This window comes from Pediococcus ethanolidurans, from assembly GCF_964062635.1.
In the GTDB taxonomy this organism is placed as follows: Bacteria; Bacillota; Bacilli; order Lactobacillales; family Lactobacillaceae; genus Pediococcus; species Pediococcus ethanolidurans.
In genome coordinates, this window is record NZ_OZ061250.1 from 1009238 (window position 1) to 1029215 (window position 19978).

At 37.8% G+C, this 19978-nt stretch carries 17 protein-coding genes and 2 pseudogenes; 9 read left to right on the top strand and 10 right to left on the bottom strand.

Translation table 11 applies throughout. From position 1 onward, the window contains the following. Window positions 1–46: 46 nt before the first annotated feature. The 10 genes and pseudogenes from AB3219_RS05020 to AB3219_RS05065 form a co-directional block, all read right to left on the bottom strand. Entirely contained in the window at window positions 47–895 is an 849-nt protein-coding gene (locus AB3219_RS05020; protein WP_260365928.1) for an alpha/beta hydrolase, read from the bottom strand. Further along, window positions 888–2156, bottom strand: a complete 1269-nt coding sequence (locus AB3219_RS05025) for a PTS transporter subunit EIIC (RefSeq protein WP_216753366.1) — start codon at window positions 2154–2156, stop codon at window positions 888–890. Before AB3219_RS05025 ends, AB3219_RS05020 begins: the two co-directional genes overlap by 8 nt. A 467-nt stretch (window positions 2157–2623) precedes the next feature. Beyond that, window positions 2624–4237: a BCCT family transporter gene (locus tag AB3219_RS05030; RefSeq protein ID WP_367369340.1), complete on the bottom strand. Its 1614-nt coding sequence runs from the start codon at window positions 4235–4237 to the stop codon at window positions 2624–2626. Between the two features lie 496 nt (window positions 4238–4733). Beyond that, the gene (locus tag AB3219_RS05035) at window positions 4734–5312 is read right to left on the bottom strand and encodes a sugar O-acetyltransferase (protein WP_216753403.1); all 579 of its coding nucleotides are present in this window, start codon (window positions 5310–5312) and stop codon (window positions 4734–4736) included. A 104-nt stretch (window positions 5313–5416) separates the two neighbouring features. Next, window positions 5417–5932: a UPF0236 family transposase-like protein gene (locus AB3219_RS05040; protein ID WP_367369341.1), complete on the bottom strand. Its 516-nt coding sequence runs from the start codon at window positions 5930–5932 to the stop codon at window positions 5417–5419. Continuing rightward, entirely contained in the window at window positions 5916–6614 is a 699-nt protein-coding gene (locus AB3219_RS05045; RefSeq protein WP_367369458.1) for a UPF0236 family transposase-like protein, read from the bottom strand. The genes AB3219_RS05040 and AB3219_RS05045 overlap by 17 nt, the downstream gene beginning before the upstream one ends. A 204-nt stretch (window positions 6615–6818) precedes the next feature. Next, window positions 6819–7715, bottom strand: coding sequence for an IS3 family transposase (locus AB3219_RS05050; RefSeq protein ID WP_311735503.1), 897 nt, complete (start codon window positions 7713–7715; stop codon window positions 6819–6821). Then, window positions 7700–7954, bottom strand: coding sequence for a transposase (locus AB3219_RS05055; protein ID WP_216754758.1), 255 nt, complete (start codon window positions 7952–7954; stop codon window positions 7700–7702). Before AB3219_RS05055 ends, AB3219_RS05050 begins: the two co-directional genes overlap by 16 nt. A gap of 66 nt (window positions 7955–8020) precedes the next feature. After that, window positions 8021–8182 (bottom strand): annotated as a pseudogene (locus AB3219_RS05060) (ISLre2 family transposase); the annotation flags it as partial. Window positions 8183–8302: 120 nt separating this feature from the next. Next, window positions 8303–9367: a DUF2974 domain-containing protein gene (locus tag AB3219_RS05065; RefSeq protein ID WP_260365790.1), complete on the bottom strand. Its 1065-nt coding sequence runs from the start codon at window positions 9365–9367 to the stop codon at window positions 8303–8305. Between the two features lie 150 nt (window positions 9368–9517). On the opposite strand from AB3219_RS05065, the gene AB3219_RS05070 reads away from it, so the two are divergent. The 9 genes and pseudogenes from AB3219_RS05070 (at window position 9518) to AB3219_RS05110 (ending at window position 19814) form a co-directional block, all read left to right on the top strand. After that, window positions 9518–10216 carry a VIT family protein gene (locus tag AB3219_RS05070; protein ID WP_216762973.1) on the top strand — a complete coding sequence of 233 codons (699 nt, stop codon included), beginning with the start codon at window positions 9518–9520 and terminating at the stop codon, window positions 10214–10216. Window positions 10217–10261: 45 nt separating this feature from the next. Continuing rightward, on the top strand, window positions 10262–10924 hold the full coding sequence (locus AB3219_RS05075) for a VIT family protein (RefSeq protein ID WP_057805402.1): 663 nt from the start codon (window positions 10262–10264) through the stop codon (window positions 10922–10924). Between the two features lie 151 nt (window positions 10925–11075). Beyond that, window positions 11076–12443, top strand: coding sequence for an Nramp family divalent metal transporter (locus tag AB3219_RS05080; protein WP_216753363.1), 1368 nt, complete (start codon window positions 11076–11078; stop codon window positions 12441–12443). A 12-nt stretch (window positions 12444–12455) separates the two neighbouring features. After that, the gene (locus tag AB3219_RS05085) at window positions 12456–12890 is read left to right on the top strand and encodes a universal stress protein (protein ID WP_260365791.1); all 435 of its coding nucleotides are present in this window, start codon (window positions 12456–12458) and stop codon (window positions 12888–12890) included. Between the two features lie 188 nt (window positions 12891–13078). Then, window positions 13079–14820, top strand: a pseudogene (locus AB3219_RS05090) (thiamine pyrophosphate-binding protein). Window positions 14821–14971: 151 nt separating this feature from the next. Next, window positions 14972–15730, top strand: a complete 759-nt coding sequence (locus AB3219_RS05095; protein WP_260274958.1) for an exodeoxyribonuclease III — start codon at window positions 14972–14974, stop codon at window positions 15728–15730. A gap of 21 nt (window positions 15731–15751) precedes the next feature. Then, a complete protein-coding gene (ligA, locus tag AB3219_RS05100) occupies window positions 15752–17773 on the top strand; it encodes an NAD-dependent DNA ligase LigA (RefSeq protein ID WP_260365793.1) in 2022 nt (673 codons plus the stop codon). A 116-nt stretch (window positions 17774–17889) separates the two neighbouring features. Further along, entirely contained in the window at window positions 17890–18705 is an 816-nt protein-coding gene (locus AB3219_RS05105; RefSeq protein ID WP_260365795.1) for an ABC transporter permease, read from the top strand. A 20-nt stretch (window positions 18706–18725) separates the two neighbouring features. After that, window positions 18726–19814 (top strand): ABC transporter ATP-binding protein, encoded by a 1089-nt coding sequence (locus tag AB3219_RS05110; RefSeq protein ID WP_260365797.1) that lies wholly within the window; start codon window positions 18726–18728, stop codon window positions 19812–19814. Window positions 19815–19978: the final 164 nt, after the last annotated feature.

The window sequence follows — 19978 nt, forward strand, 5'->3', positions numbered from 1 at the left end:
TACAAGCAGAATTTAAATAAAAACTATGCTTTAAGATGCAGCTGAGTTAATGACGGACGTTAATATCTGGTCGCTGTTTCGTATCAGAAATATGCAGGACATACTGTTGAATTAAACTAACGATTTCGCCATTTTGTGGTAAGTCATGGTGAGTAGTATCTTCCCCAGTAACGGTAATTTGAGTATAGTTTTTGGCTTGTTTTTGAAAAATGTACTTGCCAGCTTCAACACTCGCAAACGGTACTGTTCCATCGTTGTTGTAATTTTCGGTGCCGGCAACAGAATACATAACCAAATTACTAGGAATCTTTTTGTTATCATGAATCAAATCAGTTAACATTTGGGTTCGTTTATCAATGTTGGGTTCCGAGAAATTATACGGTGAAGCAATTGTCATCAAAGTATTAATACGCATTTTTTGCTGGTTAAAATACTTTTCCAGATAACGTGTTAAAACTAACCCACCATTGGAATGACCAATAGCTGAAAAATGATTAAAGTGATATCTTGCACTCAAGATAGTCATGGCATGATTGAACCAAGCCGCTTGTTTTTTGATGTTTGAATAGCCGTCGTCACTATTTTCAAAAGCAATCACAATGTACGGGTGACTACGGCCGGGTTCGAAGGTACCACTATAGGAAAGATGGTTATCGGTGTGTACGGTTACTTTGAGAAGACTGCTGGTTGTTTTAGTTTTGTTGTTTAATTCATTTACCATGGCATCAAAGCGTTCTTGGGTGGCGCTACTGCCGGGTACCAGAATAATGGGTGATACCCGTGAGTTTGCGGAAGGGATTGCATTACGCATATTTTGTTGGGTCCAGCGAAGACCAAAAATACCAAGCAGACCAATTAATAAAAGTAGTATTAAGGGACGTAACCATTTAAGCATGAAAGTCGGCCTCCTTTCCTTCTACTAATTGATCAATTAATGAGACAAATGGGTAGTAAATTAATCCGGAAATCACCAGGCTGAGTAAACTAATCAAAAGGGCGCCAAAGTTACCGTTTGTGCCTAAAAATGCACGTAAAATACTGGGTGTTGCATAAGGAATTACGTATGCCGAAGCCGGAACCAGATGGGCAACAATGGCTAAATAACCAATGCTCATACTGACAATAGGAGTTACGAGAAAAGGGATGAGAAACAAAGGGTTAAACAAAATTGGAATGCCAATCATGAGTGCTTCCCCCTGATCAAATAAAGTTTGGGTAAAGGATAATCCGGCCACTAAGCGAGCACGCTGGTTTTTGACACGTATAAGAATGGTTCCCGCCAAAGCTAGCAACATGCCGTTGCCGCCGAGTGCACCATATGAATCATATAAAGAATGTAATGTAATTGGGTACGGGATTTTCCAAAGATTATGATGATCAGCTAGATAGGTTAAATTAGCTGTTCCAGAGGAAAAATGATTGCCAATCGTTGTAGTAGAGTCGTTAATCACGCCAAAAAAGTGACCAATATTACTCAGAAAAGTTGCTAAAATAATTTTCCAAAATGAAGGACGATTACCAACTTGAATTAAGTTTTGAAGTTGTTGAGAAAGATAATTAGGGAATAGTTGCGTTTGATAAACGGCGAAACTAATTGCGCCAATCACAACAATCAAGAGGCTAAAGATGATAATTAGGCGATTGGTTGCCCAATAACTGACTGTTAGTTTAATATGTGAATTCCTTGCTAAAAGGCTATAGCCATAACCGGTCAGCAAACCAATGACAATCGGGATGAGAAGATTGCCAGCAACTTCTGTAATTTGAGGAAAATCAAGACTAGGAGCAGTTTCAACGATGAGGAGAAAGTAGATAAAAAGACTGGTAATACCAGCTAAGTGTTCATGGGATAGTTTTGAACGTAATTCAAATAGATTTTCAGCCGTAAAAAAGGCTAATAACAGTGAAATTGTGATAAATGTTAAGTCATTTGTTGATTTTAGAAGGTAAGAAATAGCGTAAAAACCAGGTAGGTTAGTATGCAGATTCAAGATAACCTCTAAAATGCCATTTCGATGAAAACCGGTTTCATAAATAATATGAAAAGTGGCGGCAACAAATTCTAGCGGAAAAATTAACCATAATGCCGAAAGAATCGCCTGATAGAAGTTCTGTTTATACAGTTTTTTTGTGATTTTTATTAATTGACTTGTCATTGAACATACTCCCCCATGAACTTTCCTTGATTATACAACATCCATGTCTATTCTGGTCAATTACGAAGGTAAATAGTGATTTTTGGGGTATAAAAAAGATCGAGTTTGGTTTGCCTCGATCTTGATATTTATTGTTTTTGCTTTTGTTTAATAATTGGGATCGCTACATATCATTTATATCCGAAAAGTGCAAAAGACAGCAGCTTCCTCCGTTTGCCAGTTCTTGCGGTGTGAATTGCCGCCACAAGAATGGACAACGTACGGAACATTGTTGATTATTAGTGGGCTTTACTAATAATTTTCCTTAGCGTGGAGTAGTAGCTAGGCGCTTTTCCTTTTTATATCTGAAACGTGCAAAAAAGAGCAGCTTCCTCCGCTTAGCTACGAAAAGGGAACGATTCCCAAATCGAATCATTCCCTTTCCTAGGCTATGCTCGGAAGCTAACCGCTCTTTTTTGCACTCTTTTTTAATCGCTCAAATAACTCTCCAACGTCACCTGCACATGCTTTCGCTTTCGAATAATTTCCGGTGAAACATGCGGCAAGAACAACACCGTTTCCTTCTTTGCCTGCGTCACCCTTTGATCCTTATGAATCATCTGCCAAATTGACAACAACAGCAGCGCACAAACCGCAATCAATGGGAACCCAGCAATCGAACTGATCGCCTGCACCGTTTTAAATCCGCCAACAAACACAATACCAAACGAGAAAATAATGAACACAATCACCCAAATCAATCGGTTAAACTGACTCGGCTGTTCACCTGGGTCCAAGTGTTTACTGGTAAACGACGAAACAATGAAGGCCGACGACGAAATTGTCGTTGCCAAGAAAATAAAACAAGAAATGCTATAAATGACTAGCATTAACATCTTTAACGGCAACGTACTTATGACCGCAGCAATTGCAGCCGCCTGTCCTTGAGTATTTAAAATGTGAACTAAATTGATCACACCAGTTTGTTGTAAGTAAAGTGAATAGCCACCCAAAATAGCATAGAAACTCATGCAGCCAAGTGCCCCATAAGTTAACATACCCACAACAACCTGACGAATGGTTCGTCCACGCGAAATCCGCGCAATAAACAATCCCATAACAGGCATGTATGATAACCACCAACCCCAATAGAAGATGGTTTCTTGTTGGGCCACGCCGGGCTTGCCATTAGTTGTAGTGCTGGCACTCATGGTAATGAATTTCTCTACCATTAAACGTAAACTGTTACCTTCGTCACGGAAAATAGTCAGGGTTGGACCGACAAATAAAACAATCAGTAAGAACCCAATGGCTGTCCAAATATGAGCAGCACTAAGTTTGTCGATTCCGCCTTTAATACCGTGAAAAACGGTCACAGCAAAAATTAAAAATAGAATTAAAAACATAAACAGTTTTAAAAATAAGTTATCAGGAATTCCAGTTAATTGATTAATAATTTTTGATAGCACAGGGATTTCCATACCAACTGATGAACCAATGCCACCCATAATGCCGAAAACAACTAGAAAGTCGATAATTTGACGCACAACTTTTTTATAATGTTCAGGACCCTTTAGAAATGAAATGGCTGAACTGATCCGCATAACATGAACGTTACGTACGTACATTACATAGGCAATGGCAATGGTTGCAGAGGCAAACATCATCCAAGCCATGGGTCCCCAATTGAATTGTCCCAACATGTGGGCGTCACCATAAGCGGCGGCAGAATAGGGTTTATCACCAAAAACGGGACTTTGTACATAACGTAAGGGATCAACCATGCTGAGCATGAGAATGCTGGCGTCAATGGCGGTTGCAAAGACCATGCTGCCCCATTGAAAGCTGCTGTATTCGGGTTTGTCATTGGCGTGACCAAGTTTGATTTTGCCGAAATGACTGAAGGCAAGGTAGATAAAGAATATGAAATTAATGATGTAGATGCCAAGGTAAGCCCAAGACATGTGGGCGGTGATGCCATTCATGACGTTGCTGAGAACGACACGAAGGTTGGAACCTCCAAGAATAAGCCCAAGTGAGACAAGGGCGAAGAGACTAACGGTAGGTATGAAGACGGTGCGGTCGATATTTCTATGGTGCAAAATAATGATCCTCCTAATAGTATAAGTGAGTGTAGGGGAGCGACTATGTGTTGAGAAATAGGGGCACTGTAGGCGGAATTGTATTCCGCAGTAGGCGTGCCTATTTCTCAACACATGCTCCCAGGAACTGTCCTAAAAAAGTGAGTGTAGGGGAGCGATAAGTTCTAATTGGCTAAGCGTACCGTCAGCGGGATGAAATCCTGCGCTAGGTGTGCTTAGCTAATGTGAACTGCTTCTGGAAACTGTCCTAAAACAGTAAAAAAATGGAAAAAATACAAAGAACTGAACAAAAAGACATTGAAAGAATAGCGAACTAAAATCAAACGGACGGAAAAGCGAGGAAAATAAAATCTGAAAATTCATGAAAATATAAGGCAGATTTTTCATGAATACAAACAAAAAAACGCTAAATACAATTATCCCATCAGGATATCTGCACAGCGTTTTAAACTTATACAAATACTAATGAATTCGCTCGCTTTTTCGTTGATTGAATTTAGTTTTTGATCACATTACCATCTTGATCTAAATGATGAATAATGCGGGCTGGATTACCAACAATAACCACATCATCTGGAAACGATTTGGTCACCACGGAACCAGCACCTACGACGACGCGATTACCAATGGTAACACCTGGTAAAACGGTCACGCGACCGCCCATCCAAACGCTATCACCGATGGTAATTGGCGCTCCCATTTCGACATCGGCATTTCGTCTTTTGGCATCAAGTGGGTGCACAGGCGTGTATAAACCAACATTGGGACCGAAGTAGCAGTGTTCGCCAATGGTAATAGGACAAGTATCTAACATGGTAATGTCATAGTTGCCATAAAAGTGATCACCAATGTGAATATTAAACCCGTAATCGAATTTAAATTCACTTTCAACAAAGAAATTGGCGCCTGTTTTAGCAAGCAAACTTTGAAAACGGTGGTTACGATTATCATTATCAGTAATCTGGTTAATCTCTTGAAGTTGTTGCCGAATAAACTTGCGTCTTGTAATTAGTTCGGTATCAAATTCTTGGTAAGATTCACCAGCGGTCATTTTTTCTCTTTCAGTTTTCATAATACAAGCATACCACGTTTACCGAGATTTGTTAAAAGTGCGCAAAAGTCGTATGTGTCAAGTTTTCCTAGGTACCTTATAATCAACCAAATATTTATACATAATTCTTAGTTTGAAAATATTTTTGCTATTGCTCCGATGGGGCTACTTGTTGGGGCATCAACTGGTATTTTACCTGCAAGAACGCCAATATGCTTAGAATGGTGTTTGCTGCTCAGCTGGGCTGAACTCAACGTCTTCAATGGTTCCGTCGCTATCTCAATCCTTATCTCTTGTAACTTTCTTAAACCACCACGTAAGTATTTATTCAGCTTACCGTTTACCCGAGCTTCAATTAATTTCAACATAGCTTCAAGGCCTTTTTCGGACCATACTTTACCTTGCTTTTTCATCCGATACGTATACGCTCTGTGTGAGCTTTCAATGGATCCTAATTTGCCGATCTTCATGAAGCCACGATCGTGTGGAGACTTTATAAACTGCCAATTTCTTGCCAAATATTGCCTTAGGGTTCTTAGGCTCTCAAGCTCCTTATCAGTTTTAATTTGCGACTCAAACGTATCTAAAATAACGTTTAACTGATTCTGATCATACAAGCTAACGCTCTTAACGGCCTTTTTCAACCAATGGATTAAATAAACCAAAGGTTTGTTTAATCTTTTTGACAAAGTGATACCGATCGATAGTAAATTCAACTCTTTGAGCACTCGGAACTATTTCTCGCATACTTTCCGGATTATACCCTGGGCCACCATCACTTGCTGTAAACACGGTCATTTCACTGATTCTATAATACTTCTCAATGTAGTCAGTTACTCGTTTTTGAACCTTTTTTTGATTGATACCAACGAATTCAACTTTGTTTGATCTTGTTCCATCTAAACCTGATTCAAAAACAATGTAATGGTGGACGTCCTGTCTTCGTCGATTAATTTTGTGTATCTCAAAGGCATCGCCTTCAACCACTAAGTTCTCAACTTTTCGTCTCTTAACTATTTTCTTTTCGGACGATTTTTCTTCTGTCTTCACGGTATCTGCCATGTCTCTGATAATTCGGTCTACTGACCAAGCACTAATATCCGTCTGACTGGCCAGATTGATCATCGCTGCCGTATTTCTCATCGTTGTCGTTTGCCCAATTTTGGCAACGACACTTTTAAAATAAGGTGAAATTCTTTTTCTTTCTTCCAACTGAAGCTGTTCATCCAACGGGAAGTAATAGCTTCCATTTGGTCGAAGATAACATCTTCTTTCAAAATTAACGGCCCCAAACATAAACTCAATTGTTCTAGCCTGTCGATTAATGAATGTATTTTCTGGATTTCTGTCAAGAACGTGGACACTTTTTCATAGAATTTCTTTTTTGATATATTTTTAATTCAGTAACACCATTCGTTAATAATCTCAAGGCAAACCTCTGCGAGGCGCTTCCAGCGGCCTTGACTTATTAACGAATGGTATTGTTAATTTGGCAGGAAGCAATAAATTGCTTCCACACAAAAACACAACTTAAATACTTCCACTTAGAGCTCGTCGTTCTGCCTCATTTGGTGTAATAAAATTAAGGGCTCCATGAATTCTGCGACTATTGTAAAAGCCTTCAATATATTTGAAAAGCTGGATTCTAGCTGATTTAAAATCTTTGTATTTGTCTTTTTGTGGGTAAACATCTTCTTTCTTTAAGGTCGCATGAAATGATTCTATACCTGCATTATCGTATGGACAGCCTTTATGGCTGAAAGAATGTTTGATTTTAAGCTCTTTAAGCCTTGATTCAAACTCGTTACTTGTATATTGAGATCCTAGATCTGTATGAACAATCAGATTACTTGGCTTATATTTAATAATTGCCCGGTTAAGAGTTTTTAGAACTAGTTCATTAGTCATGTTTAAACTAAGATTCCATGAAATAATTTTTTTCGTGTGCAAATCAAGAATTGATGAGAGATACAGCCAACCATCATGCAAGGTGTGAATATAAGTTATGTCTGTTGCCCATTTTTGATTAATTGATTTAGTTGAAAAATCACGATCAATAATATTTTCCCGTTCTTCAATTTTTTGTTTCTTTGGATGCCAAGTATACTTTTTTCGAATGATGGAGCACAATCCTAATTCATGCATTAAATTGCCAATAAATTTTTCAGAAACTTTTTCACCACAATGTTGCAGCTTTTTAGCAATTTTAGGTGCTCCGTAACGACGTCCAGAAGCAAAATAAATTTCTTTAATCAATTTTTTAAAGCGTTTGCGGCGCTTTTCTTGATTCGATACATGACAAATAGAATTTTTATAAAAAGTAGAACGTGGGATCTTAAGGGCGTGACAAACATCACTTATATTGTGATTCTTAGCTGCCTGGTGAGCTGCGGTAATGATTGAGTCTGAAGCTAATTTTTTGCGAATATGGTCAAGACTTTTTTTAAGATTTCATTTTCCTCTTGAATCTTTTGATAAGCTTTTTTCAGTTTGAGATATTCATCCTGGCTGATGCCAGTTTGCTTATCTTTAGAATAACGTTTAATCCAAGCATAAATGTTTTTATCTGAAATACCATATTCGCTAGTAAGATCTTTTACCTTTTCCCCATTTTGATAAAGAGACACAATCATCTTCTTAAAATCAATATCATATTTAGTGGCCATATAGGATATCTCCAATCTTGATAAAGATATTCTACCAAAAGCTGTCCATAATTTATACTAGCTCCATTCCGCCGGAATTGATGGAACGAGCGTTTCATCTAATTGCCTCAGATATTCAGCTACAACCAGCTGGAATGACTTCCTAAGATGAAGAATTACCTGCTCCTCTAAATCAAATAAACTGTCTAAATTTCCCAATGATTCAATAAAATCTGCTAAAATATACATGAAAGACCTGTATCCTTTCCTTTAATCTTCGTCGATTAAAAGGCTACAGGTCTTTTTCTATATATTCAACTCAAAATGAATATTCCTAGAATTTTATTGACCATCTAGGAAAACCTTACACTAACCAAAAGTCACAATGATTTGAAATGCCGATTGCAAGGCTTTTTGTCCCATTTGACGTGCCATTGGATCCCAAGAGTTGCTCTGGATGCGGAAGGCTTTTGTCACTTGTTGCCAATGTTTTAATAAATCGTTTATTGAAACAGCTTCACTTTTATCTAGAATTGTCCAAAAAGTGTCAATAAATAATTGTGCGCGCTCATGTTTTTGCTGCCGTAACCATGGTCGTAATTCATGTGTCAAAAAGTTATCCGTGGTACTAGCCCTTCCTAATTCAACTGGGGTGGCATCATGTAGTTGCCAACTGTATAAATCATGTTGCCAAATACCGGTAGCTGTACTGTTTACGATGATGGGCAGATTAGTGAATTCAGATCCAATCCCAAAAAAGGGCAGTTGAGGAAGATAAGTTTGAAAACGACTTTTGACTGGTTCAGTTGGCACTGGGTTAGAAGTCACTTGTGGTCCATCGAAATTGACAACTTGTTTAATGCGTTTTTGAATGTCTGAACTAGCATGGCTGGCCGCATAAATAGCCATACTGCCACCCTTAGAAAATCCAATTACTTGTAAAGTATCGGAAGGTAAGATGCCCACTTGTTTTAAATAGTCGGCTGCAAAATCCTGCCAGGTAGTGGAATCTGCATCGTAGATAATTCGTAAATCTGATTTCCATCCTAAAATAGTGCCATCTGCACCACGAAAGACAATAATTTTTGTGTGTGAATCAATATTTACAGTAATCGCAGCGCATTGTTTATCTAAATCTTCTGGAGCTTGGATTTTAAAACCTGAAAGTTTTACTTTTTCGTAACGGAATGAGGTTTGTAATTTTTGAATGAGAATCCGATCGTTGGGCAGTAACACGTATTCTGAAGTATGAGCCAATTGTTGTTCTAACTGTTTTAAAGCATCTTGCAGAAAAATTTCATCTGAAAAACTTTTAGAAACAATAGCTTGCCAAGGCAAAAAAGGTAAACGGGTCAGAATCATCTGATCCGCTACGTTCAAATTTGCAGTAAGTGGGCGATTGTAATTATCTAAGTATTTCAGTAAATCAGGCATGATCATTTCTCCAAAAGTTACAGATTTCGATTGTTTTCTTGTTTAGAAAATAACATTGAAACGCCAGCGAGTCAATTTGCAAAAAGTTAAAGAACTAGTATGATAAAAGTGGATTTGTTAGAACCATTCTAAACGAGAGGGAGCTTTAATATGGTTATAAACAAAAAGCAACGACGATTTTCACCGTCATTAGCCCAAAAAATCAACGTGATGCGAGCAAGCGTGATGGGTGCTAATGACGGTATTTTATCGGTTGCTGGAATTGTCATTGGGGTTGCTGGAGCAACAACCAATAGTTTTTCAATTTTTATTTCTGGAATTGCTGGTATGATTGCCGGAACAGTTTCAATGGCAATGGGGGAGTATGTTTCTGTTAATACGCAAAAAGATGCGCAACAGCATACTGTTCAATTAGAAAAAGAGGCTTTAAAAAAAGATTACGACAAAGAGTTTGCCGCAGTTAAACAAAAATTCTTAGATTCTGGTATTTCTGAGAAGTTGGCTGAAAAAGCAACGAATGAAATGATGACTCAGGGAAGTTTAACGACAGTTGTCCGTGAAAAATATGGCATTAATATTCATGACTATACGAATCCTTATTTTGCAGCGTTGGCGTCCATGATTGCTTTTCCAACTGGTTCACTCTTGCCATTGCTAGCCATTACGTTTATTTCACCTGAATATAAAATTCCTTTGACAATCGCTGCCGTAGCGGTTGCTTTGGCACTGACGGGATATTTGGCGGCCGTACTTGGTAAGGCCATTCGCTATAAAGGGGTTGTCCGAAATGTTATTTCTGGACTGATTACAATGCTGGTAACCTATCTCATCGGGAGTTTATTTGCGTAATGGGAGGCAAAAATTTTGTTTAAAAAATTAAGTAATCACAAGAATATGGATAACTGGTTGAACACTTTACGGGCAGGAGTTTTAGGAGCCAATGATGGGATTTTAACGGTCGTCGGAGTTTTGTTCAGTGTGGCAGCTGCAACGACGAATTCATTCACAATTTTTATAGCTGGATTATCCGATTTGCTGGCGTGTGCATTTTCAATGTCGGCAGGGGAGTTTGCATCAGTTAGTTCGCAAAGAGATACAGAAAAGTCAGTTGTTGGACAAGAAAGTTTGTTGTTAAATACACAATTTGAAGATGAAAAAGAACGCGTGGTTCGTTTTTACGAAGAAAAGGGCGTTCATCATGATACGGCTCAATCAATAGCCAACGAACTGCTAAGTCAAAAGGATCGAGCACTTGCCACAATTGTTAATATCAAATACGGAATGAATTTAAATAATTATTTGAATCCATGGCAAGCGGCAGTATCTTCATTGTTTTCAGCATCTTCGGGCGGTGTTTTTCCACTTGTGGCAATGACTTTTGCTCCTGCTGGTTATCAATTAATAGCAACGATTATGGCTGTTTTAGTTGCAGTCACACTGACTGGATATTTGAGTGCTCGTCTCGGTAATGGCATTCCTAAAAGGGCCATTATAAGAAATATTGTTGTTGGAATTATTACAATGTTTATTCACTACTACGTTGGAAAATTATTTTAAACTGAAAAGTGTTTAGCTTGGTGTTTGCAATTTGAATGCAAACACTTTTTTGTTATATTATCGTTATTTTATTTTAGGGAAACCAAAAAAAGTGTTTACAATATCTGAGTTTGATTTATAATTAAGTTGAAAAAAGGAGGAGATTGTTGATATGTCAGAGGATTTTGGTAATGGGAAAAAGCACGGATTGTTGTATTATGCGAACGGTCCTAGTCTTGAAGAAATCAATAGTACTGTACCAGTGCCCAAGGAAGGCGGCTTTTTCCAAAAGTTAATGGCTTTTTCCGGTCCTGGTGCATTAGTAGCTGTTGGTTATATGGATCCAGGTAACTGGGTAACGTCCATTGGTGGTGGTGCACAATTTGGCTATTTACTAATGTCTGTGATCTTGCTTTCGAGTTTAATCGCCATGTTATTGCAATATATGGCGTCTAAACTGGGAATTGTGACGCAGATGGATCTAGCCCAGGCTACCCGTGCTCATACCGGGAAAGTTTTAGGAATTATTTTATGGCTGACAACTGAAGCTGCAATTTGTGCCACTGATATTGCGGAAGTTATCGGTGGTGCTATTGCTTTGGAATTATTGTTTAGAATCCCGTTAGTTTTAGGTGTTACATTAACCGTATTTGATGTTTTGCTCTTATTATTATTAACCAAATTGGGATTTCGAAAAATTGAGGCCATTGTGGTGACTTTAATTGTCGTGATTTTAGCCGTGTTTGCTTATGAAGTTGGTGTTTCTAATCCTAACTGGGCAGCCATGTTTGGTGGCTTTGTACCAAAACCACAAATCTTGCATCCTGGTGAATTAACCATGGCTTTAGGAATTGTGGGTGCAACGGTTATGCCACACAATTTATACTTACATTCATCAATTTCACAAACGCGTAAGATTGATCACAATGATGAAGATGCGGTCGCTGAAGCAGTTAAGTTCTCAACTTGGGATTCCAACATTCAGTTAACGGGGGCATTTGTTATTAACTGTCTGTTATTGGTTCTTGGTGCGGCATTGTTCTTTGGTCATGGCGAAGGTTTAGGAACATTTACTTCCTTATTCGATGCCCTTCAAAACAATCAATTAGCAGGAGCTGTTGCTAGTCCAGTACTAAGTATCTTGTTTGCGGTAGCTTTATTAGCTTCTGGTCAAAATTCAACAATTACGGGAACTTTAACCGGTCAAATCGTTATGGAAGGTTTCATTCATATGAAGATGCCTTTATGGGCGCGTCGCTTGATCACACGTTTAATTTCTGTAATTCCAGTTTTAATTTGTACAATTGCTTATGGCGGCAAAGAAAGTGCTTTAGACAGCCTGTTAGTTAATTCACAGGTTTTCTTATCTATTGCCCTCCCAATTTCCATGATTCCATTAACCATATTTACTTCATCTAAAAAGATTATGGGTGAACGCTTTGCAAATAAAATGTGGGTCAACGTTTTAGCATGGGTATGTACGGTTGTTTTAACTATCTTAAATTTACAAATTGTTTGGCAATCATTATCGTCGTTATAAAGGGGAGATTTTATGAATCCAAAAGAGTTAAAAAAAATTTTAGTTGGTGTTGACGATTCACCGGATGCACAACTTGCCTTTCGATATGCGATGAATCGTGCTAAGAATGATCATGCAGGGTTGGTCATTGTTTCTGTTTCAGAGAATGATGATATGAATGTTTACCAAGCTCTGAGTAAGGATTATGTCAGTGAAAAACGGAAGCAATTAATGCAGCATGTTGCGAAATATCAACAAGTAGCACAGAGATTTGGAGTTGAAGATGTTTCGACAGTTGTAGCAGAAGGTAATCCTGGTAAAGTGATTGTTGATGAGGTTATTAAGGATGTGAAACCAGATTTGTTGGTGATTGGTGCACAGGCTAAGTCTGGGATAGAAAAACATTTTGGCAGCCAGGCAGCATATATGGCTAAGTATTCGCCGATATCCGTGCTGGTTGTTAGGTAATTAATATGGAAGAAAGTTGTGTAATTTGAACTTTCTTCTATTTTTTATGTTCATATTTTTGATAATTTAGAAAGTTACTTTTAAAAATAAAAAAACTTGCTTCTTTTTTTAATAGTCTGTACAATGAATTTAGTTACTTACGAAAAGTAAGTATAAAAACAAATACTAATAAAAAAGAGGCATTTAACATGGCAAAAATGAAAGCAGGACAAGCATTAGCAAAGGTTTTAGAAAGTTGGCAAGTAGATCATATTTACGGAATTACTGCGGATTCTATCAATAATACGGTTGATGGGCTGTATCAGGAAAAAGATAAAATTAAATACATTCAGGTTCGTCATGAAGAGGTGGGTTCTTTAGCCGCTTCAGCCGATGCTAAATTAACTGGCAAGATTGGTGTTAGTTTTGGCTCAGCTGGCCCCGGTGCTACTCATCTATTTAATGGTTTGTATGATGCCAAAATGGACCATGCGCCCGTTTTAGCAATTGTGGGTCAATCAGCAACTGGCGTCATGAACACATCCTTTTTTCAGGAAATGAATCAGGATCCCATGTTTGTTGATGTTTCTGTCTTTCATGAACAAGTGGTCAGTGCTCAACAAATTCCGTACGTCGTAGATCAAGCAATTCGTGCTGCCTATGCGCATAAGGGGCCGGCCGTTGTCATTATTCCAGACGATTTATCCGGCCAAGAAATTGAGTTTACCGAATTCAAGACAGCTCCTATTTATAAGGAAGAAATGCATACAAAATTTGACGCTGCCACAATTGATCAGGTTGTTTCTGCCATTCAAAAAGCTAACATCCAATTATTTGGGCCGGCGTTGGTCTGAAAGGTGCAACAAAAGAATTAGTGGCGGTATCTGAAAAATTTAGTTTACCTGTGCTTTCAACCGTGCCTGCGACTGGGGTAATGCCAACTGATCATCCTAATTTCATGGGATCTCGTGGACGTTTAGGAACCAAACCTGGTTTTGAAGTTTCACAAATGGCTGATTTAGTGCTTTCTGTTGGGACCAATTATCCATTCTTACGCTTTTTACCAGAAGGTGTCAAAATCATTCAGGTCAACAATAACGCGGCTGATATTGGTAAACAACGTGACGTTGATTTAGCGATTCTTGGGGATGGGAAAGACTTTTTGCAAGAGTTATTAAAGCATGATGTCACAATTGAACCAACTAAGTTCTTAAAAGCGGCACGATTAGATAAACAAAACTGGGATAAGTGGCTAGATACGTTAGCCAGCGACGATTCAGAAGGTTTACCTGCAGAAGCTGTAATGAAAACAGTCAAGGCTCACGCGAAAGATGACACTGTTTTTGGTACCGATGTCGGTAATAATACTGAGTGGGCAATTCGTCAATTGCCACTTAACAAAAATCAGAAGTTCACTTTGTCTTCTTGGTTTGCCACAATGGGTTATGGATTACCATCTGGAATAGCTGGTAAGTTAAGTTTTCCAGACCGACAAGTAGTCACGATCTCTGGTGATGGCGGCTATGCAATGGTGATGCAGGACTTATTAACTGAAGTTAAGTATCAACTTCCGGTTGTTAATGTGGTGCTCGAAAATAAAGTGTTTGGTTTTATTCAACATGAAAAAATTGCTGCCAAACAAGCACCATATGGCATTGATTTATTAGGTGCTAACTGGGCTGGTGTTGCTAAAGACATGGGTGCAATTGGGTTTACGGTTACGGATCAAAAATCACTGGATACTGCTTTTGATAAGATTGATGAATTACAAAAGGCAGGCAATACAAAACCAATTGTTGTCGATGCTAAAATTAAAAATGTGGATCCAATTGATACATCATTTATTCCAATGGATCCTGAACAGTTTGATCAAGAAACAATCAATAATTATAAGAAGACTTACAATGTGTTTGGACAACCAGCATTGTCTGAAATTTTGAAAAATATGTAAAAAATTAGGTAATTAAATGAAATCCCGCGAATGAAATTTATCGCGGGATTTTTAATTATGGTAAAGCTCGATGGATTAATTTTAGAAGCAGGTTTTTGAATGGTATAATTCTTACCATGGAGACTTATTCAGTAAAGAGGTAATTAAAATTATGAAATTAATTTCTTGGAACGTAAATGGCATTAGAGCTGCAGTTACTCATGATTTTGTGGCGTCGTTTAATACTTTAGATGCTGATATTTTTTGTATACAAGAAACCAAAATGCAAGCGGGTCAATTGGATTTGGATTTGCCTGGCTATTATCAGTACTGGAACTATGCGGATCGTAAGGGCTATTCAGGAACAGCAATTTTTACAAAAATTAAACCGCTCAGTGTAAAGTACGGCATGGGTGTAGATATTCATGATCATGAAGGTCGGTTAATTACTTTAGAGTTTGAAAACTTTTATATGATGACAAGTTACACGCCCAATTCACAAGCTAAACTAAAACGGTTGGATTATCGCATGACGTGGGATGATGATTTTCGCCATTATGTTGATGAATTAGCCAAAACCAAACCGGTTATTTTTTGTGGTGATTTGAATGTCGCACATGAACCAATTGATATTAAAAATGATAAGACAAATCATCACAATGCTGGGTTTACGGATGAAGAACGAGGTAAATTCACAGAGTTGTTGGCAAGTGGGTTTACAGATACCTTCCGTTATTTTTATCCGGATAAAGAAGGCATCTATTCTTGGTGGAGTTATCGATTCCACGCCCGTGATCATAATGCCGGCTGGCGAATTGATTACTTCGTGGCTTCCAACAGTTTACAGGACAAATTACAGGATGCTAAAATTCATAATGAAATTTTTGGCTCGGACCATTGTCCCGTCGAACTCGATATCGATTTGAAATAGCTTTAATATGGAGGAATTAAAATGGCGTTACCAAAACCAATTTCAAAATATTCTGAACAAGAAGCAAGTGACACTGCTCAGAAATTAAGAAAAACGTTAAATCAATGGGGAAAAGACTACTACACAAAGGATAATCCTGAAGTGGAAGATAGTGTTTATGATGCGAAGTATCGTGACCTCCAAGAATTGGAATCAGCATTTCCTTCAATTGTGACCCCAGACTCAATTACACAACGAGTCGGTGGTGAGGTGCTTAGTGGGTTTACTAAAGTACGTCATGAAATTCCCATGTTATCAATGGGGGATGTGTTTTCAAAAGAAGAATTAGTAGAGTTTGATGATCGTATTCAAAAAAATGTGGGCTACCCGGTTGATTATAATGTTGAGTTAAAAATTGACGGCTTGGCAATTTCTTTAGTTTATGAAGATGGCAAACTAGTACGAGGCTCTACACGTGGTGATGGAAATATTGGCGAAGACATCACTAAAAATTTACAGACCATTTCCTCAATCCCACAAACTTTAACCAAACCTGTGTCGATTGAAGTTCGTGGTGAATGCTATATGCCCAAACAGGCTTTTGCCGATCTAAATAAACAACAAGAAGAACGTGGTGAAGCCGTTTTTGCCAATCCGCGGAATGCAGCTGCGGGAAGTTTGCGCCAGCTTGATACACGAGTGACAAGAGCACGCAAACTAGATACGTTCATTTACACGATTAGTACGTTCGATGATCTGCAGGTTGCTACCCAACATGAAGCCATTGAAACGCTGGAGGAATTAGGATTTAATACGAATCCTACGCAACGTGTTTGTCATAACTTAGATGAAGTTTGGCAATATATTGATGAGTACCAAGCACAACGAGATCAGTTAGCTTATGGAATTGATGGTATTGTGCTTAAAGTTAACGATTTAGACTTGCAGGGACAACTGGGCCATACTGTGAAGGTGCCACGCTGGGAGATTGCCTATAAGTTCCCACCAGAAGAGGCGTTAACGGTTATTCGTGAAATTGAATGGACAGTTGGTCGAACGGGTGTGGTGACTCCAACTGCTATTATGGATCCCGTTCAACTAGCAGGTTCAACCGTTGCCCGAGCTACACTTAATAATGTGGATCAAATCGCGGCAAAGGGTGTACGGCTAGGGGATACCGTCAAATTACATAAGGCTGGTGATATTATTCCAGAAATTACGGAAGTTATTCTGGATAAACGAGCGGCTGATAGTAAAGAATTACAGATCCCAACCAATTGTCCGTCATGTGATCGCGAACTGGTTCATTTAAATGGAGAGGTCGCTTTGCGTTGTATTAATCCAGATTGTCCTGCACAAATGGTGGCTCGTCTAGAGCATTTTGGTTCGCGGAATGCCATGAATATTAACGGATTGGGTCCCCGTTTAATTCAAGTTTTCTTTGACCATAAACTAGTCCGTAGTTTTTCGGATTTGTATTCCTTAGATCCTGATGACTTAGCAAAGCTGGACAATTTTAAAGAGAAAAGAATTAATGGGTTATTGGATTCCATTAATAACAGTCGACAAAATTCTTTGGAGCGGCTGGTGAATGGTATCGGAATTCCTGGTGTGGGAACCAAAATGGCGCGTATTTTAGCTGAAAACTTTTTGACAATGGACAAATTGGCAAAGGCTAGTGAAGAAGAATTAACCGCCATTGATGCAGTTGGCGACATTTTAGCTACTAATATCGTGACTTTCTTTCAAAGTGAGGCTGCCCAAGAGACGATTGAAGAGTTAGCTGCGGCAGGTGTCAATATGACTTATGACGGACCAACGACAATCCAGATAGAAGATAATTACTTTAATGGTAAAAAGGTTGTCTTAACAGGGAAACTGGAGAACTATACCCGCAATGAGTTAAAAGAAAAACTTGAAGATCTAGGGGCCGATGTTACTGGCTCGGTTTCTAAAAAAACCGATTTATTGATTGCAGGAACTGATGCTGGAAGTAAGTTGGCAAAGGCACAAACGCTTGGTGTTGAAGTGATGAGTGAAGCGGAAATGGAAAGCAACTTTTAGCTTATGGATTTTTAAGGTATATGTAATTTATCTTGCGTTTGTTGACGTTCCAAAAGTAAACGACTATACTATCAAAATGTGAATTATCAAATGACTAATATTAAGGGGTTAACGAAATGCATACAATGTTTCAAATAATCTCCGAACAATTTACAAACTTTAAAATTATTCGAAGAATGGCAAAGTTCGGCGATAGAGCCACTTACCAAAGTCACTACTTAGGATTAGCTTGGGAAGTTTTAAACCCACTTATTCAAATCGGAATTTATTATTTAGTATTTGGTGTCGCCTTGAAACGTGGTGATCCTATGCCAGGTGTTCCTTATTTACCATGGATGGTAGTGGGAATTACACCTTGGTTGTATATGGATAGAAGTGTGCTTGATGCGTCTAAGAGTGTTTACCAAGAAGTTGGTTTGGCGTCTAAAATGAAGTTTCCAGTAAGTATCTTACCTTCTATAAAAATAGTCGGTAATTTGGCTAGTTTTTGGACAATGTTAGCATTTTCAGTTTTTCTAATGCTAGTTAATCATATTTACCCATCAGCTTCATGGATACAATTTATTTATTACTTTATTTGTATGATAGCCTTACTTTATGCACTTGGAATTTTTAATTCAACAGTTACAGTATTAATACGTGACTGGCAAATTACTTTGCAATCAATTTTGCGAATGCTGTTTTATATGAGTGGAGTACTTTTTAATTTTGCTACCTCTAATTTTCCGGTACTGTTAATTCGAGTTTTGGAATTAAATCCTTTCTACTATGTGATTAATGGGATGAGAGAGTCCTTATTAAATAAGGGCTGGGTTTGGCAAGAACCAAACCTTACAATTTCAATAGTTTTTTGGATGTTTGTATTTATCATGATGGCAGTGGGAACTTTCTTACATAATAAGTTCCGTGCTAACTTTGTTGATTTGATTTAGAAATTGGAGAATAAGTGATTATGTCTGAAGAATATAAGATCAAGTTAAAAAATGTTACCAAAGAATACGATCTTTATAGAACAAAAAGTGAACAATTAAAGTCATTTTTTAATCTAACTAAACATGACAGTGTTCCCCATTTTTGGTCGTTAAAGGGTATTAGTCTGACGATTTATAAGGGTGAATCTGTTGGAATAATTGGAGTTAATGGTTCTGGTAAGTCAACAATGTCAAATATTATTTCCGGAATCATTCCTCAAACAACTGGGTTTGTTGATGTACGTGGTGATACTTCAATAGTTGCAATTAGTGCAGGATTAAAAAGAAGTTTGACGGGTCTTGAGAACATTCGTCTAAAAGGACTCATGCAAGGAATGTCTTTTGATGAAATTGATGCCGTTCGTGATGATATCATCGAATTTGCTGATATTGGTGATTTTATTGATCAACCCGTAAAAGATTATTCGTCTGGTATGCGTTCACGACTTGGATTTGCTATTGCGGTGCATATTAATCCAGATATTTTAATCATTGATGAAGCGTTGTCAGTTGGTGATGATACTTTCTATCAAAAATGTTTGGATAAGATTGAGCAGTTTAAAAAAGAAGGCAAAACGATTCTGTTTGTTAGTCATTCTTTGAATCAGGTTGAAATGTTATGTGATCGTACAGCTTGGATTCACTTTGGTGATTTACGAATGCTTGGTGATACAAAAGAAGTGGTTGCTGCATATCGAAAGTTCTCTTCAGATTTCAAAAAGAAGACTGCTAAGGGACGTTCTAATTATCAAAAAATAAAGAAACAATTACAACTGAATTTTGATATTAAAGCTTATGAACAAAAGGTAGCAAAAGAAACAAGTGAAAAAGAAGGAATTGCTGAGCATGAAGCAAAAAAGGCTACACATAATTTGTTTTATGGAGAGGTATTGCCAAGCAAAATGACTACTGTTAGCAAGTGGCTAATTTTAGCAGCGCTTGCTTTAATGATCTTTTTTGCACTTATTACAGTATCTGGTCACTCAGTAACAAAGAGTATTAGTGATCCTAGCGTATTATTGCATCCAGTTTATCCAAAAACATCAGGCACAGGCCAAATATTTAAATAATGTTTTTTTAAAGATAACTTAACGTTATCTTTTTTTATTAAATTAGATGTTTTACGTTTTGATATGCAATAGAGTACATTACCCAAAAGATTTAGTGTTTACTGGACTTTAACGGTATAATACTAATGTGTAATTAATGTATTTAATGTTAACAAACAGCTTAT

Bases quoted from the DNA above. Each gene is read 5' to 3' on its own strand.
- AB3219_RS05020 (WP_260365928.1), bottom strand. From the start codon at position 895: ATGCTTAAATGGTTACGTCCCTTAATACTACTTTTATTAATTGGTCTG.
- AB3219_RS05025 (WP_216753366.1), bottom strand. From the start codon at position 2,156: ATGACAAGTCAATTAATAAAAATCACAAAAAAACTGTATAAACAGAAC.
- AB3219_RS05055 (WP_216754758.1), bottom strand. From the start codon at position 7,954: ATGGCCACTAAATATGATATTGATTTTAAGAAGATGATTGTGTCTCTT.
- AB3219_RS05065 (WP_260365790.1), bottom strand. From the start codon at position 9,367: ATGCCTGATTTACTGAAATACTTAGATAATTACAATCGCCCACTTACT.
- AB3219_RS05070 (WP_216762973.1), top strand. From the start codon at position 9,518: ATGGTTATAAACAAAAAGCAACGACGATTTTCACCGTCATTAGCCCAA.
- AB3219_RS05075 (WP_057805402.1), top strand. From the start codon at position 10,262: ATGGATAACTGGTTGAACACTTTACGGGCAGGAGTTTTAGGAGCCAAT.
- AB3219_RS05080 (WP_216753363.1), top strand. From the start codon at position 11,076: ATGTCAGAGGATTTTGGTAATGGGAAAAAGCACGGATTGTTGTATTAT.
- AB3219_RS05085 (WP_260365791.1), top strand. From the start codon at position 12,456: ATGAATCCAAAAGAGTTAAAAAAAATTTTAGTTGGTGTTGACGATTCA.
- AB3219_RS05095 (WP_260274958.1), top strand. From the start codon at position 14,972: ATGAAATTAATTTCTTGGAACGTAAATGGCATTAGAGCTGCAGTTACT.
- ligA (WP_260365793.1), top strand. From the start codon at position 15,752: ATGGCGTTACCAAAACCAATTTCAAAATATTCTGAACAAGAAGCAAGT.
- AB3219_RS05105 (WP_260365795.1), top strand. From the start codon at position 17,890: ATGCATACAATGTTTCAAATAATCTCCGAACAATTTACAAACTTTAAA.
- AB3219_RS05110 (WP_260365797.1), top strand. From the start codon at position 18,726: ATGTCTGAAGAATATAAGATCAAGTTAAAAAATGTTACCAAAGAATAC.